Here is a 14,111-nt window from a genome sequence, read left to right on the forward strand (position 1 = left end):
CGCGAGGTTGACGTTCGTTCGGAGCTCATCGGGCATGCGCATACCGTCTTTCGGCGGTGCGTGTCGGGTTCGAATACCGCGCGTGATGCCCTTTGCGGTCTTGCTTTGATCGAATCGCTCGTTTTCGCGTTGCTTGACCTATTTCATTTTCGAGGTATCGATGCCCTCGAGATCGAGTAGGTATTTCTTGATTTTCACTCCGCCCGCGTAGCCCACGAGCTTGCCATCGGCTCCAATAACGCGGTGGCACGGCACCACAATGGGCAGTGGGTTTTTGTTGTTGGCGAGCCCTACCGCGCGAAAGCCTTTAGGGCTGCCAACCATTTCGGCGATTTCCGCGTACGTGCGCGTTTGGCCATAGGGAATGGTTTCAAGGGCTTTCCATACCTTGAGCTGGAATTCGGTTCCGTGTGGCGAGAGGGGAATATCGAAGAAACGGCGCTTGCCTGCGAAATATTCCTGCAGTTGCGTAGCCGCCTTGTTCGTAAGCGCGCTCGGGCGGCGCGGGCCATCGTGTGCAACGTCGCCAAAAGCAATCGCGCAAATGCCCGCCTCGTCGGCGGCGATGCTCAGTCGCCCCATGGGCATGGCGTATACAAAATAGTTCGTGCAGCGTTGCATGGTCATCCTTTCGTGTGTTCTTCGATTATAGGCGGCAAGCGCTGCGGCTGCGTTAGAATGAATGAAAAGGCAGGGGCCTCGCCCGAAATTCATGCATGCAAGGAGCCAATGTGTTCACCGAGCCGAAAATCGCACCATCAATTCTGTCCGCCGACTTCATGAATATGGCCCGTGATGTGGCCGAAATCGAAGAAGGCGGTGCCGCCTTCGTGCATGTTGACGTCATGGACGGTCATTTTGTGCCGAACCTTACGCTCGGCGTGCCGTTTGTCGCCGGCTTGAAGAAGATCACGAAGCTGCCGCTCGACGTGCACTTGATGATTTCCAACCCGCTCGAACAGCTTCCCTGGTATCTGGAGCATACGCCCGATATCGTCACGGTGCATGCTGAGGCGCTCAACGCCGATGCCGGCCAGTTTGATTTGGCAATCGATATGATTCACGACGCCGGCTGCAAGGCCGCCATCGCCATGAAGCCCGATTACGATGTCGAGCTCATCAAGCCTTACATCGCGAAGCTCGACATGGTGCTGCCCATGAGCGTGTTCCCGGGCTTTTCTGGCCAGAGCTATATCCAAGGAACCGAGGCCAAGGTTGCCCGTATCGTTGAGATGGCTCGTGAGGCGGGCGTCTCGCCGCTCATCGAGGTCGATGGCGGCTTGAAGGCGAACGACCCAACGCGCGCAGTGTGCGCGGCGGGCTGTGACGTGCTTGTTGCGGGCAGCGGCGTGTTCGGCGCGTCCGACCGCGCGGCTGCGATTGCGGAAATGAAGGCGGTCGCCGCCGAGGCCAAGAAAAACGGTTTCGTGGCTCCGTGGACAAACGACGTGCAGGCATAAAAGGGGCATGCAGGCAATGCAAACCAAGCGCATATATTTGGACAACGCGGCAACCACGCCATTGTGCGATGCGGCCGCAAAGGCCATGGCGCCTTATATGGAGTCGGGAGCGCAGGCGCCTTTCGGCAATGCGAACTCGCTTCACTCCATTGGCCGCGAGGCGTTCTCCGTGCTCGAAGACGCGCGTGCTCGCGTGGCTCGCGCCCTGAAGGCCCATCGTCCCGACGAAATCATATTCACAGGCGGCGCTACCGAATCGGACAATTCGGCAATCGTGGGCATGGCGCTTGGCGCGCGCGAAAGGGCTCGTTTGGCGGGCAAGCATGGGCCGTTCAAGGTGGTGACCTCGCGCATCGAGCATGAGGCTGTTCTCGAAACGAGCCATATGTTACGCGCGCTCGGCTTCGAGTTCGAGCTTGTCGACAACGATGGTTTGGGCAGGGTAACGCCTGAAGCACTGAAGCGCGTGGTTGATGAAAACACCCTGGTGGTAAGCGTTATGGCTGCCAACAACGAAGTGGGCACCATCGAACCTGTGGCCGAGTTGTGCAGCGTGGCTCATGCCGCCGGCGCGCTGTTTCACGTCGACGCCGTTCAGGCGCTTGGGAAAATTCCCGTCGATCTGAAGGGCTGGGGTGTCGATGCGGCTTCGTTTTCTGCGCACAAAGTGGGCGGTCCGAAGGGTGTTGGCGTGCTCTATCTTGCGGCGAAAACGCCCTACGTGGCGTATCTGCCTGGTGGCGGTCAGGAAAATGGGCGTCGCAGCGGCACGCAGAACGTGTGCGGCATCGCAGGTGCTGCGGCGGCCATTGAGTTCGCTGTGGCTGAGCAGCCTGCTTATGCGGCGCGCGCCCGTGCCATGCGCGACGATTTGTACGCGCGTTTGGGCGCCATTAAACGCGTGGTGCCGTCGGTTTGCGTGCCTTGTGGCAGCGAAGAGTTCTTGCCCAACATTGTGAATGTATGCGTGCGCGGCTTCGAGAGCCAAACGCTTATTTTGCAGCTCGACATGCGCGGTATCTGCATTTCGGGCGGCTCGGCCTGCGCATCGGGGAGCCTCGATCCTTCGCACGTGCTTTCCGCCCTCGGCGTCGAACGCAACCTTGCCCAAGGCGAGCTGCGCGTATCGATTGGCGTGGAAAACACGCAAGCCGACATAGATGCATTCTTCGAAGCGTTCAAGGAGGCGATTGCATGACCGAGCTCATAACGATGCACACGCACTCCACGTTCTGCAATCATGCCAAAGATCAGCTCGGCGACATGGTGCAAGCGGCGGTCGATGCAGGCATTGCCCATATGGCGGCGACGGAGCATTATCCTATTCCCGATGAGCTCGACCCGTCGAAGCGCTCCACCATGCCGGCAGAGCGGCTTGAGGCCTATATTGACGCTGTGCGGGAGCAGCAGAAACGCGACGATATCGACGTGCTTTTGGGCTGTGAGCTCGATTGGCTTGGCAAAGACGAAACGCGCGCTTTGCATGCGAGCGATTTTGACCGGTTCGACGTTGTGCTCGGCTCGATTCATTTCGTTGACCGTTGGCTTATGGTGAGCCATAAGAATATGTCGCGTTGGAAGTCGGTTGACCTTGAAGCGTTCTGGAACCGTTATGTCGAGCTTTGGTGCGAGGCTGCGAAAAGCGACATGCCGTTTACCGTGATGGCGCACGCCGACGTGGTGAAGAAGTTCAGCCCGAAGCCCGAATTCGATCTCGAGCCTTTGTATGAGCGTATGGCTCGAGCGGCGCGCGAGGGTGGGCGCATGGTCGAGGTGAATACCTCGGGCGCGTATGCCGAGTGCGCCGAGTACTATCCATCGCCGTCGCTTTTGCAGGCGTTTCGCGCCGAGGGCGTTGCGTGCACGGTGGGAACCGACGCGCATTGCAAGGAGCACATCGCGCGCGATATCGAACGCGCTTACGATTACATGCGTGCTGCCGGCTATACGCAGCTCGCCGTTCCTGCGCGTGGCCGTGGTGTGCGCATGGTTGATTTGTGATGTTGACGAGCCGCCTTTCGAGGCGACTTCTTTATAGCGCCTGGCACGTGCTTACGACCTGTTAAACGCTACGAGCATTTAACAGGTGCGAATAACCAATACGGCTCGAAAGACAAGGAGGCCGATTATGGCGAATGAAGAGGAATACGAGATTGATGAGGAACAGCGGGGGCTGCGCCATGTGGGCCGTGGGCCTCTTGCGGAAAAGGGCACGCAGGCTCTTGCGTTGGTGGGCGAGCTCGTCTCGGCTCTGAATCGCATGTTTCCGCCGGCCGACGCCGAACCATGGGATCGAACCGGCCTGCTCGTGGGCGACCCTTCGGCAAAAATCGAAGGCGTGGCCTGTGCGCTCGACCCTACGGTGCCTGCCGTTCGCGAAGCCGCGCAGCTCGGCGCGAACGTGCTCGTGACGCATCATCCTGCGTTTCTCGACGCTCCCGATGAGTTCATGCCGCTTTCGGCTCGTGCCTGCGTGCCGGGTTCAGTGGTGTTCGAAGCGGCGCGCTTGGGTGTGGCGCTTGCGAATTGGCACACGGCGCTCGATGTGAGTGCGCCTGCGCAATCTATGCTACCGGGCATGCTGCGCTTGAAGCCCTCGACTGTGCTTGAGCCGCTTGCTCGCGACGAATCGCTCGGCTATGGTCAAATCTGTGCCGTCGATGCCAGCGAGGGCCTCACGCTCGGCGACCTATCGGCTCGTTGCATGGCGGTGTTCGGTCGGGCACCGCGCGTGTGGGGCGCCATGGATACGTCTCTTTCCACGGTATGCACGTGGACGGGCGGCGCCGGCGATGCGGCTTCCGAGTGCGTGAAGCGCGGGATTGACGTGCTTGTGTGCGGCGAAGTGAAATACCATGCCGCGCTTGAGGCGTCGCAGCAGGGCCTGTGCATCATTGAGCTTGGCCACGATGTGTCGGAATTGCCTTTTGCGCGAATTCTCGCCGAATCGTGCGCTCGCGTGGGCGTTGCACGTGAGAAGATAACGTTGCTCGATCAAAACGATGCGTGGCAGCATCCCGAAACGAGGAGGGTCTAGTGCAGGTAACCCAAGAGCAAATCGCGGCGCTGTTGAAGCTTCAGACGATCGATTCGGAATGCGCGCGACTGAACAAGCAACTCGACGAGCTTCCCCAGAAAATGGCGATTCTCGACGTGCGCCATAAGAAGGCGGCGCTAGCCGAAAAACGCCGCACCATTGTGGGCATGCATAAAGATACGCAAACTCAGCTTGCGCACGCCGAGGGCGAAGATGCCGATTTGGCGCGCAAATCAAAGGTGGCGCAAGACCTTATCGATACGGCGGGCGGTGACTACCGCTCCATTACGCTGCACAGCAAGGAGCTTTCGGGCTACCAAAAGCGTCGCGACACACTCGTCGATGAAATCGCTGGCTACAAAGAAAAGCTCGCTCAAATGGAGAAACTCGAGGGCGAAATCGACACCATTGAGGTTTCGCTGTGTGCGAAAGAGGAAAAGCTCATCGCCGAATACCGCGCGAAGGGCGGTGAGATTCTGGCGAGGGTGAACCAGTTCAAGCCTGAACGCGATCGCATGGTTGCATTCGTCAACGACTCAAAACTGCTTGCGACTTACGAGCGCATTGCGAAGGCGAAGGGCGGGGTGGCGCTTTCCGCCTTGAACGAAAATGCTTGCACGGTATGCCGCACGACGTTCGACCACAGTCGCGTGTTGGGGCTTCGTGCCGAGTCTCCGCTTTCGGTATGCCCGAGTTGCGGCCGCCTTATGGTCGTCGATAAGAAGTATCGCGGCTAGGCGTTCGTTGCATGGCCTTCAACCTTGGCTTTTTTGCTATCGGAACCTGTTAAATGCTCGTAGCGTTTAACAGGTTCCCGGGTTTCAAAACATCAGGGATGCATCCTCGTTCGTGCGGGCCTGGTTTTTGCTCGCGAGCGCGAGCCGATCGGATGCGAATCGGAAACCGTTTGTAGGTTGCCGTTCACGTTTTCGACACAGAACACAAGAAGTCATAACTTTTCTTGTGTGACCTCTAATCGTGTGTTATAGTAATCAAGCTTTTTTGCCTGTAATCAGAGATTATCTGAAGTAATGGAGTGAGAGAAATGTCCCAGGTTTGTGAAATTTGCGGTAAGCACCCCGTGGCCGGTCGCAGCATCAGCCACTCCCACCGCGTAACCAATCGTACCTTCCGTCCGAACATTCAGAAGGTTTCCGTCGTCGTTGACGGCAAGTCCCGCAAGATGAATGTCTGCACTTCTTGCATGAAGGCCGGCAAGGTCGTCCGCGGCTAAAGCGCGACAACTGCACAAACGCAAAAGCCCGCTTCTGCGGGCTTTTTTGTGTGCAAGAGTACTTTGAGTATCAAAGTATCACCGCGCCTGCGCTGAAACGGGTATACTTAACGTTTGTCTCGCAGTCGTGGGAAAGGACGATTCATGACGCAAAAGATTTCCGGCAATCTTCACGTATCTAACGACGTGCTGGCCGACCTCGCTGGTACCGCCGCCCTCGGCTGCTACGGCGTCGTTGGCATGGCAGCGCCTTCTTTGCAAGACGGCATCGCGAAGATTCTTCCCGCCAACCGCCTGCGCCGCGGCGTTATCGTGACGCCCCGCGAGGCTGGCATTCACGTCGATTTGTATGTGGTTATCGAATACGGCACCAACATCACCGTCGTTTCGCAGAACCTTATCGACAACGTTACCTATGTGCTCAATGAGTTTGCGCAGGTGCCGCTCGATGGCATTGAAGTGCACGTTCAGGGCATCAAAGTTCGCAAATAGCGAGCTTTGCTAAAGGTCATCGAGGAGACACCACCTAATATGAGCAACTATTCTACGCATGAAGTTCTGAACGCGATCGCTGCTGCCCAAAAGGCGCTTTCCGACCGCAAAGACGAGGTCAACCGCCTCAATGTGTTCCCCGTGCCCGATGGCGACACCGGCACGAACATGTCGCTCACCATGCAAATGGTCGTCGACAACCTTGCGAAGCTTCCGATTGGCGCTTCGAGTGCGGAAATTCGCAAGACCATCACCACGGGTGCGCTCATGGGCGCCCGCGGCAATTCCGGCGTTATTACGTCGCAGATTCTGCGCGGCTTGTGCGAGGGATTTGAGGGCTTCGAAGAAGAGGGCATTACCACCGCGTCTCTCGATTCTTGCTTCGCCCGCGCGACCGAAGTGGCGTTCCAGGCCGTGCGCAAACCGGTTGAGGGCACCATTCTTACCGTAATCAAAGATACCGCGGCCGCCGCGAAGAAGGCTCGCAAGAAGAAGCTCAGCACCGAAGAGGCGCTCGACTTCATCGTGAACGGCGCATATGAATCGGTGCAGCGCACGCCCGAGTTTCTGCCTGTGCTGAAAGAGAACGGCGTCGTCGACGCTGGCGGCTTTGGCCTGGCTATTCTCATCGACGCGTTCGCCGCAACCCTCACGGGCAAGGAGGGCTTCGCTGGCGACGCGCTCGCGATGTCTCGTCCTGCTCCGAAGGCGGAAATCGAGCAGATTGACGACTGGGATGTCGATTCCGCGTTCCGTTACTGCACCGAATTCCTCGTGCATTCCAACACGATTGACGTTGATGCTGCGAAAGACTTCCTGCCTACCATGGGCGACTGCGACCTCATGGTCGGCATGCACCCCAACTTCAAGGTGCACGTGCATTCCAACCGCCCCGACCAGGTTCTGGGCTGGTTCCTTACGCACGATTGCCAGATCTCTGAAGTGCATGTCCACAACATGAAGCTGCAAAGCGACGAGCGCAACGAGAAAATCGAGGCGCAGCTCGAGGCAGAGCACAAGCCGCTTGGCGTCGTTGCTGTGGCTCCCGGCTCTGGCACGGCCAAGATTTTCGAATCCCTCGGTGTCGATGTCGTTATTTCCGGCGGTCAAACCATGAACCCGTCTACGGCCGACATCCTTGCTGCCGTCAACAAGGTCAACGCCGACTCGGTCGTTATTCTGCCCAACAACAAGAATATCATCATGGCTGCTCAGGCCTGTGTCGAGGTTTCCGAGAAGCCATGCGCAGTCGTTGCCACCACGAGCGTGCCGCAGGCGTTCTCTGCGATGTTCGGCTTCGATGGCGAAGCTTCGCTCGAAGAAAACGTCGAAGCCATGACGGAGGCTTTCGCCGAGGTGAAAACCGGCGAAGTCACCCATGCCATCAAAGACTCGAAAGACGCCCACGGCAATCCCATCAAAGATGGCGACGTCATTGGCATTGCCGATGGCTCCATTGAAGCCGTTGGCTCCGACGTTTCCGACGTTGTGCTCGCGTTGCTTGAAACCATGGAGGCCGACGACGCCGATACCATGACCATTCTTGCTGGCGAAGATTTCAGCGACGAAGACCTTGAGGCGCTGGTCGCTCGCATCGAAGAGGCCTACGAAGACCTTGAGATTGACCCGCATCGCGGCGAGCAGGCGCTTTACCCCGTCGTGTTCTCGCTCGAGTAGCGCAACAACTGCATCATGTCTGACCGCTTGGCCGCCACCCTGGCTCTCGACGCACCCGTGACTTCTATTCCGGGCGTTTCGTCGGGCAGGGCGGCGGCTTTGTCGCGTTTTGGAGCCACGACAATTCGTGACGTGCTTGCGCATTACCCCAAGCGTTACCTTGATATGTCGAATATCTGCACCATCGGACAGGCGCGCATTGGCGAAAATGCCACTATTGTCGCTACGGTGCATGAGGCTGTTCTCAAGCGCCCCAAGCCGAAGTTCGATCTGGTGGAAGTCACGCTCGTCGATGGCACGGGTACGCTTATCGTCACGTTTTTCAAGCAGCCCTGGCTTGTGAAAACGCTTACCCCCGGCATGCGTGTAAGCGTTGCGGGCAAAGTTGAGTTCAACTACGGTTTCTTGCGCATGACTATGCCTTTCCTCGATAAGGTCGATGGCGACAACGTCGAAGAAGTCACCGGTCAGGTGATTCCTGTGCATGCCGCATCCGAGAAGGTGCCGCAAGGCCAAATGCGTCGCATCGTGCGTGGGGCGCTCTCTCAGCTCGGGCGCGTGTACGATCCGCTGCCTGCTTCGCTTCGCGCGAAGTATCGCCTTATGCCGCGTGCGGAAGCATTGCGCGCGATTCATTTCCCCGTCGATATGGCCGAGCAAGCCCAGGCACGCCGTCGTTTGGTGTATGAGGAAGTGCTTGCGCTTGAAATGCATTTGATGCAGCAGGCGCAGGCGGAACTCGGTGATGCTTCGCCGCGCACGCACGTCGTTGACGGCCCGGCCCGCAGGGCGTTTGAGGAACATTTGCCCTTCTCTTTGACGGGCGACCAACAGCGCGCGGTTGCCGATATCTCGCAGCGCATGGCGGCCCCCGAGCGCATGCGCCATATGCTTTTGGGCGATGTGGGTACGGGCAAAACCATGGTGGCGGCGTTTGCGCTCGTTATGGCGGCCGATTCTGGTGAGCAGGCTCTCATGATGGGCCCCACTGAGGTGCTCGTCGACCAATATGCGCAAGGCTTGGGACCCCTTCTCGAAAAATCGGGCGTGACCTGGGCGAAGCTTACGGGTTCGACGCCCGCTTCAGAACGCGAGGCGATTCTCGAAGGTTTGGCCTCGGGCTCGATTTCGGTGTGCTTTGGCACGCATGCGCTGCTTGTGGACGATGTGGTGTGCCGCAATTGCGGGCTCGTGATTATTGATGAGGAGCAACGTTTCGGCGTTGACCAGCGTGAAGCCCTTATGGCGAAGGGTGCGGCGTGCGATGTGCTCGAAATGACCGCGACGCCCATTCCTCGCACGCTCGCCCTGGCGCTGTATGGCTCTATGACGCAGTCGTATTTGCGCGAGATTCCCTTCGAGCGCCCGCCACGCACGACGAAGGTGTATGGCTTTCGCGAGCGTGGCCGCGCTTACGACGTGGCGCTTGAGGCATGTAAAAGGGGAGAGCAAGCTTATATCGTGTGCCCCTTGGTCGGCTCTCAGGGCGGCGCGGCTGCGCAAGCTTCTGGGCCGCGCCCTAAAGAGCGCTCGCGTTTCGGCTATTCCGGAACCGCCGGAGAGCAGGACGAGCCGGTGTATATCGATTCGTTCGACGATTTCTCGGGCGATGACTCGAAGGCGGCCGAGGCTCAGGCGAAATTCCTGCAAGCGAAAACATTTTCGGCGTATAGGGTGGGGCTTTTGCACGGTCGCATGAAGGCGGCGGCGAAGCGCGAGGTCATGGAGCGCTTCCGTGCAGGCGAGATTGATGTGCTTGTGAGCACGACGGTCATCGAGGTCGGCGTTGACGTGCCCAATGCAACGGTGATGATTGTGGAAGACGCTGATAAATTCGGCCTTTCTCAGCTTCATCAGTTGCGTGGACGCGTGGGCCGCGGTGAAAAACCCGGTTTCATGTGTTTGATTTCAGCCACGGGCGATAAGGCGGCATGCGAGCGCCTTTCGGCTATGGAGAAAACCGAAGATGGCTTCAAGCTCGCCGAATATGACTTGTCACTTCGCCGCGAAGGCGATATTTTAGGCAATCGCCAACATGGCGCCTCGGTGCTCAAGCTCGTGAACGTGGTTCGCGACGGGGCCGTGATCGAGGCCGCTCACGCCGACGCGCGTGAATATATGGAAACTCAGGTTCGTGCGAATACGCTTGAATCAAAGCTTTATCTGCGCGAAGTGGATGCGGTGTTTTCCGCTGAAGCGCAGCGAAAGACGCACACAGCGAAAAAAGGAGGCGTGCGATGAGGGTTATCGCAGGAGATTTCAAGGGCAGAAACCTTAAAGCCCCCACGGGAATGGATACGCGACCGACTACCGATCGCGTGAAGGAATCGTTCATAAGCTCGCTCATTTCGGCCTATGGCTCGCTCGAAGGCGCGCATGTGCTCGATGCATTTGCGGGCAGCGGCGCCCTTGGCATCGAATGTCTCTCGCGCGGTGCCGAATCGGCGGTGTTTTTCGAACGCGACAAGGCTGCTCTCGAAGCATTGCGCTCCAATATCGATATGTTGAAGCTTTCGCAGGAGCGCGCTCGCGTTCGCCAGGCCGATGTGCTTGCCACGCCGCCCGTGTACGGTGCGCCTTTCGACATCGTGATTTTGGATCCTCCGTATGCGTATCCTACCGAAGAAGTGTGGGCGTTCGTCCAAACGTTGCGTGAGCGTGGTATGCTCGCGCCCGATGCAGTGATAACCTACGAGCACCATTCGAAGGTTGACGTAGCGGGTTTCATCGAGCAAACGGGCGAGTCCGTTGAGATTCATGCGAACAAAATCTTTGGCAAGTCCAAGGTTGGCTTCGTGCTGTTTTCGTTTCAGGAAGACGTTGAGCCTGCGGAATAACGCAGTGGAAGGGAATGCGTTTCCCATATAAGGAGGATTATCGTGAGAAGAGCGTTGGTTCCGGGTACATTCGACCCTATTACCAATGGGCACATCGACGTCATTGCCCGCGCATCTCAGATGTTTGACGAGGTTATTGTTGGCGTTGCGAAAAGCGACAAAAAGCGCCCCTTGTTCACGCTCGAAGAGCGCGTCGCGCTCGCGAAGGAAGCCACGGCCCACCTGGACAATGTCTCGGTTGTGGGCTTTGACGACTTGCTCGTGCATTTCGCCGAGGAAATCGACTGCAAGTTCGTCGTGAAAGGCCTGCGCGCCATTACCGATTTCGAATACGAATTCCAAATGACCGCGGCGAATTATCGCTTGAATGATTCAATCGAGACCGTGTTCATCATGTCTCCGCCGCAATATATGTACCTGTCGAGCTCCATCGTGCGCGAAATCGCTTCGTTCCATGGCAATATTTCTGAGCTTGTGACGCCTGGTGTGGAGAAAGCCTTGCGCGCTCGTTTTTCATGCTAGAATAGTTTGACTTGCGATAAGGTGCCAAGTATCTTATCGATTGCAATGAAAGCAACCTGCGGCCTTCCGCAGTGTATTGAAATGCAGCATATTCGCAGCAGGCATGAAAGGGATGCAATGGACGAAACAGGAGTTCTCGGTCTCATTGAGGAACTCTCTATCCTTCTTGAGGATTCGAAACCGGTGTTCGGCAAGAACAATCTTCGTCAAGTCGACATTACCGCGGCTTTTGAGATTATGGATGAAATTCGCGATACGTTCCCGGGCGAATTCGCGCAGGCGCGCCAAATCGTTCGTGAGCGCCAGAGCCTCCTCGACGACGCGGAAGCCGAGAGCTCTCGCCTCATCGAAGACGCTCGCAGCCAGGCTATGACGATTGCCAGCGAGCAGGAAATCGTGCGCATCGCGCAGCAGCAGGCCGACACCATCATGGCCGACGCCCGCGAGCTCGAGCGTCAGACGCGCGCTGGCGCCGAAGACTACGCTGACGAGGTGTTTGGCCACGTCGAGCAGAGCCTCGATACGCTTATCACGAGCGTTCGCCGTTGCCGCGATCGCTTGAACAACCAGGGAATCGGCCGCTAATGGCTGCGACCGTGGAAAATAATCCGCTGGTCATAGACGTTCCTGCAGAGCTCTTCGCCCCGGCGGAGAGCTCTTCTTTCGAGGGAACCTATGACATGGGCGAGTTTGACTTCGGCCCCGACCATTACAAAACGGTTGGCACCATGCAGTGGAACGCTTTTGTGAGCAATGTTGGCGGTGCCTTGCTTGTTACGGGCTCCATCACCGGCGTTGTTGCGACCGAATGCTCTCGCTGCCTCGACGAAGTCGAATACGATGTGAATGGCGAGCTTGAGGCCTATCTTATTATTCCGGGCGAATCGGAAGCGCCCGAAGATATGGATGAAGACGAGTTCGACTATCTTCCCGAGAGCAATCAGCTCGATTTCGAGCCTATCCTCAGGGCTGCCGTGCTGGTCGATTTGCCTTATGTGCCGTTGTGTGCTGAAGACTGCAAGGGTTTGTGCCCGCAATGCGGCGCGAACCTCAACGACGGCCCTTGCGGCTGCAAGCCCGTCGAGGACGATGTCGTGCGAACCGATTCCGGCAAGCCGAGTCAATTCGCCGCGCTTAAGAATTTCAAGTTCGAATAGAAAGAAGGACGCGTAAGCGTCCTTCTTTCTATGCGCCTTTGTTGGATATTTGGGCGAGCGGTTCTACCTTGCGGCGGCTTCCCCAAGGCCACGGCTCGCTACCGTTCGCTGCGCTCACTATGCGCTCGCCTGGCTTCGTTTAGCTTTTGAATAAAAGCATGCATGAACTCAGACGGCCCTTGGGGAGGCCGCCGCAAGGCAGAACCGCCGTGACCAAGCTTGTTCGTGTATAGCGAAACGAAACCTTCTCGTTATTCCGCGAGGTAGAATTCGACGACTTCGCCTTCAATAATCATGCGTATCGTCCCGCAATGCACGGCATGCACGAGATGGGCGAGCGTTTCGCCGAGGGAGAAGAACTTCTGCTCCATTGCCCAGCTTTCCCAATTGGGGTATTTCCAGCTCGCGCTGCTCGTGATGTCGATGATGTCGTGATGGCCGGCGCGCACAAGGTCTTCCATTTCGGTAAGGCGCGCCTTGTGGTGGGCGATGAGCTCGTCTACGCGTCGCGCAAGCCCGCTGAAGGGCTCTCCGTGGCCGGGGAGCGCCAATTTCACGTCGTAGTCGCGTACCTTCCGCAAACTCGCAAGGAAGTCGCCGAGCTCGTCGGTCTCGAGCATGAATGACGAGATGTTCGGGGTGATGCGCTCGAGCACATGGTCGCCCGTGAGCATAATTTTCGATGCCTCGTCATAGAGGCAGATATGCGTCATATGGTGGCCAGGCGTTTCGATGACTTGGAAGCGGTAGTTTCCGCGGCGGAAGATGTCGCCATCTTTCAGATAGGTCACGGGGTAGTCGCCCTTCACGGCGGAAAGGTCGGTCGAGAATACGCGCGAGGGCTGGCGTTGCGATTCGGCGCACAGGGTCACCGCATCGACGATGGGCAAAAACGTGCTGCTCTGCAGCTTATTCATGATGCGCGGCTCTTCGAATGAATGCATATGGGCGTATACGCGCATACTCGGACGCCAAATGCGATCGAGGTTGCCCACGTGATCGGGGTGGCTGTGTGTCGCAAGCACATCGATGTCTTGGAAGTCGAGGCCAAAATCATCGAGGGCTCGGCGCAATACCTGCTCGCACTCTATGCGGTTGAAGCCGACGTCCACGAGCGCGGGACGGTCTTCATCGAGGATTAAGTAGGAATTCAGCTGCTTGAGTGGGTTTTCGGGCAGGGGCACCTTGATAAGGAAAATGCCTGGTGCGATTTCGCATGAATGTTGGTTGTCCGCCACGTGAGACCCCTTTCGATAGGTTGATTTTCATTGTTAGCCGAACACTCGTGCCGTAACCGGCGTTTTCGCAGTTAGCAGGACGGGCGTGCAAACGCCCGTCCTGCGTCTTCCCAGGTCGATATGGCTCCAATCTCGGTCGATCGCGGCGTTCGGCTGAGTTTTGGGCACGGCTCCGCCGGCCCGCCCGGGTCGGTTTTCGGACTCATCCGGACGGGCTGGAGGGCCCCGCCTATTCGGTTTGCCGGCCGCCCGCTACGGCACCAGCGGCCCCTCGCCGCGGCGCCTGCGGTCTGCCTCTATCGCCTCGGCCGTCATGTTCAGCTCCTCGTAGGGGACCTTCTCGACGCCGAGCGCGTCGAGCAGCTCGCGCCCGTCGGCGCCGAGCGCCGCCAGCAGCATGTCGATGGCGCACATGCCGCCCAGGGACGGCCTCGGCTCGGAGTTGAGCTGCGACATC

General features: G+C 58.1%; 15 protein-coding genes and 1 pseudogene. 13 read left to right on the forward strand and 3 right to left on the reverse strand.

Annotated elements, in window-relative coordinates:
- Positions 1-138: 138 nt before the first annotated feature.
- Positions 139-621 (reverse strand): methylated-DNA--[protein]-cysteine S-methyltransferase, encoded by a 483-nt coding sequence (locus DMP05_RS04870; protein WP_114615066.1) that lies wholly within the window; start codon positions 619-621, stop codon positions 139-141.
- Between the two features lie 110 nt (positions 622-731).
- On the opposite strand from DMP05_RS04870, the gene rpe reads away from it, so the two are divergent.
- From rpe to DMP05_RS04935, 13 genes are all read left to right on the forward strand, one after another.
- The gene (rpe, locus tag DMP05_RS04875) at positions 732-1,460 is read left to right on the forward strand and encodes a ribulose-phosphate 3-epimerase (RefSeq protein WP_123219438.1); all 729 of its coding nucleotides are present in this window, start codon (positions 732-734) and stop codon (positions 1,458-1,460) included.
- Positions 1,461-1,467: 7 nt separating this feature from the next.
- On the forward strand, positions 1,468-2,658 hold the full coding sequence (locus tag DMP05_RS04880) for a cysteine desulfurase family protein (protein ID WP_123219417.1): 1,191 nt from the start codon (positions 1,468-1,470) through the stop codon (positions 2,656-2,658).
- Positions 2,655-3,461 carry a histidinol-phosphatase gene (locus DMP05_RS04885; protein WP_123219418.1) on the forward strand — a complete coding sequence of 269 codons (807 nt, stop codon included), beginning with the start codon at positions 2,655-2,657 and terminating at the stop codon, positions 3,459-3,461. Before DMP05_RS04880 ends, DMP05_RS04885 begins: the two co-directional genes overlap by 4 nt.
- A 127-nt stretch (positions 3,462-3,588) precedes the next feature.
- A complete protein-coding gene (locus DMP05_RS04890) occupies positions 3,589-4,497 on the forward strand; it encodes a Nif3-like dinuclear metal center hexameric protein (RefSeq protein ID WP_123219419.1) in 909 nt (302 codons plus the stop codon).
- Positions 4,497-5,234 carry a zinc ribbon domain-containing protein gene (locus DMP05_RS04895; protein WP_123219420.1) on the forward strand — a complete coding sequence of 246 codons (738 nt, stop codon included), beginning with the start codon at positions 4,497-4,499 and terminating at the stop codon, positions 5,232-5,234. Before DMP05_RS04890 ends, DMP05_RS04895 begins: the two co-directional genes overlap by 1 nt.
- Positions 5,235-5,542: 308 nt before the next feature.
- Positions 5,543-5,731 (forward strand): 50S ribosomal protein L28, encoded by a 189-nt coding sequence (gene rpmB, locus DMP05_RS04900; protein ID WP_114615071.1) that lies wholly within the window; start codon positions 5,543-5,545, stop codon positions 5,729-5,731.
- A 144-nt stretch (positions 5,732-5,875) separates the two neighbouring features.
- Positions 5,876-6,223: an Asp23/Gls24 family envelope stress response protein gene (locus DMP05_RS04905; protein ID WP_114615072.1), complete on the forward strand. Its 348-nt coding sequence runs from the start codon at positions 5,876-5,878 to the stop codon at positions 6,221-6,223.
- A gap of 39 nt (positions 6,224-6,262) precedes the next feature.
- Entirely contained in the window at positions 6,263-7,900 is a 1,638-nt protein-coding gene (locus DMP05_RS04910; RefSeq protein ID WP_123219421.1) for a DAK2 domain-containing protein, read from the forward strand.
- Between the two features lie 15 nt (positions 7,901-7,915).
- Complete coding sequence (locus DMP05_RS04915; protein ID WP_123219422.1) at positions 7,916-10,141, forward strand: ATP-dependent DNA helicase RecG; 2,226 nt, start codon at positions 7,916-7,918, stop codon at positions 10,139-10,141.
- Complete coding sequence (rsmD, locus tag DMP05_RS04920; protein ID WP_123219423.1) at positions 10,138-10,737, forward strand: 16S rRNA (guanine(966)-N(2))-methyltransferase RsmD; 600 nt, start codon at positions 10,138-10,140, stop codon at positions 10,735-10,737. Before DMP05_RS04915 ends, rsmD begins: the two co-directional genes overlap by 4 nt.
- 42 nt (positions 10,738-10,779) lie before the next feature.
- Positions 10,780-11,259: a pantetheine-phosphate adenylyltransferase gene (gene coaD / locus DMP05_RS04925; protein WP_114615076.1), complete on the forward strand. Its 480-nt coding sequence runs from the start codon at positions 10,780-10,782 to the stop codon at positions 11,257-11,259.
- 117 nt (positions 11,260-11,376) lie between these two features.
- The gene (locus DMP05_RS04930) at positions 11,377-11,844 is read left to right on the forward strand and encodes an ATP synthase subunit B family protein (RefSeq protein ID WP_114615077.1); all 468 of its coding nucleotides are present in this window, start codon (positions 11,377-11,379) and stop codon (positions 11,842-11,844) included.
- An 11-nt stretch (positions 11,845-11,855) separates the two neighbouring features.
- Positions 11,856-12,416 (forward strand): YceD family protein, encoded by a 561-nt coding sequence (locus DMP05_RS04935; RefSeq protein WP_244595048.1) that lies wholly within the window; start codon positions 11,856-11,858, stop codon positions 12,414-12,416.
- Between the two features lie 251 nt (positions 12,417-12,667).
- Here DMP05_RS04935 and DMP05_RS04940 read toward each other — a convergent pair whose 3' ends face one another.
- Both DMP05_RS04940 and DMP05_RS09820 read right to left on the reverse strand, forming a co-directional pair.
- Positions 12,668-13,654, reverse strand: a complete 987-nt coding sequence (locus tag DMP05_RS04940) for an MBL fold metallo-hydrolase (RefSeq protein ID WP_123219425.1) — start codon at positions 13,652-13,654, stop codon at positions 12,668-12,670.
- A 252-nt stretch (positions 13,655-13,906) separates the two neighbouring features.
- Positions 13,907-14,111 (reverse strand): annotated as a pseudogene (locus DMP05_RS09820) (IS30 family transposase); the annotation flags it as partial.

This window comes from Slackia isoflavoniconvertens (genome assembly GCF_003725955.1).
Classification (GTDB): domain Bacteria; phylum Actinomycetota; class Coriobacteriia; order Coriobacteriales; family Eggerthellaceae; genus Slackia; species Slackia isoflavoniconvertens.

Coding starts and splice junctions, on each gene's coding strand:
- DMP05_RS04870 (WP_114615066.1), bottom strand. CDS start 621: ATGCAACGCTGCACGAACTATTTTGTATACGCCATGCCCATGGGGCGA.
- DMP05_RS04880 (WP_123219417.1), top strand. CDS start 1,468: ATGCAGGCAATGCAAACCAAGCGCATATATTTGGACAACGCGGCAACC.
- DMP05_RS04885 (WP_123219418.1), top strand. CDS start 2,655: ATGACCGAGCTCATAACGATGCACACGCACTCCACGTTCTGCAATCAT.
- DMP05_RS04890 (WP_123219419.1), top strand. CDS start 3,589: ATGGCGAATGAAGAGGAATACGAGATTGATGAGGAACAGCGGGGGCTG.
- rpmB (WP_114615071.1), top strand. CDS start 5,543: ATGTCCCAGGTTTGTGAAATTTGCGGTAAGCACCCCGTGGCCGGTCGC.
- DMP05_RS04905 (WP_114615072.1), top strand. CDS start 5,876: ATGACGCAAAAGATTTCCGGCAATCTTCACGTATCTAACGACGTGCTG.
- DMP05_RS04910 (WP_123219421.1), top strand. CDS start 6,263: ATGAGCAACTATTCTACGCATGAAGTTCTGAACGCGATCGCTGCTGCC.
- DMP05_RS04915 (WP_123219422.1), top strand. CDS start 7,916: ATGTCTGACCGCTTGGCCGCCACCCTGGCTCTCGACGCACCCGTGACT.
- rsmD (WP_123219423.1), top strand. CDS start 10,138: ATGAGGGTTATCGCAGGAGATTTCAAGGGCAGAAACCTTAAAGCCCCC.
- DMP05_RS04930 (WP_114615077.1), top strand. CDS start 11,377: ATGGACGAAACAGGAGTTCTCGGTCTCATTGAGGAACTCTCTATCCTT.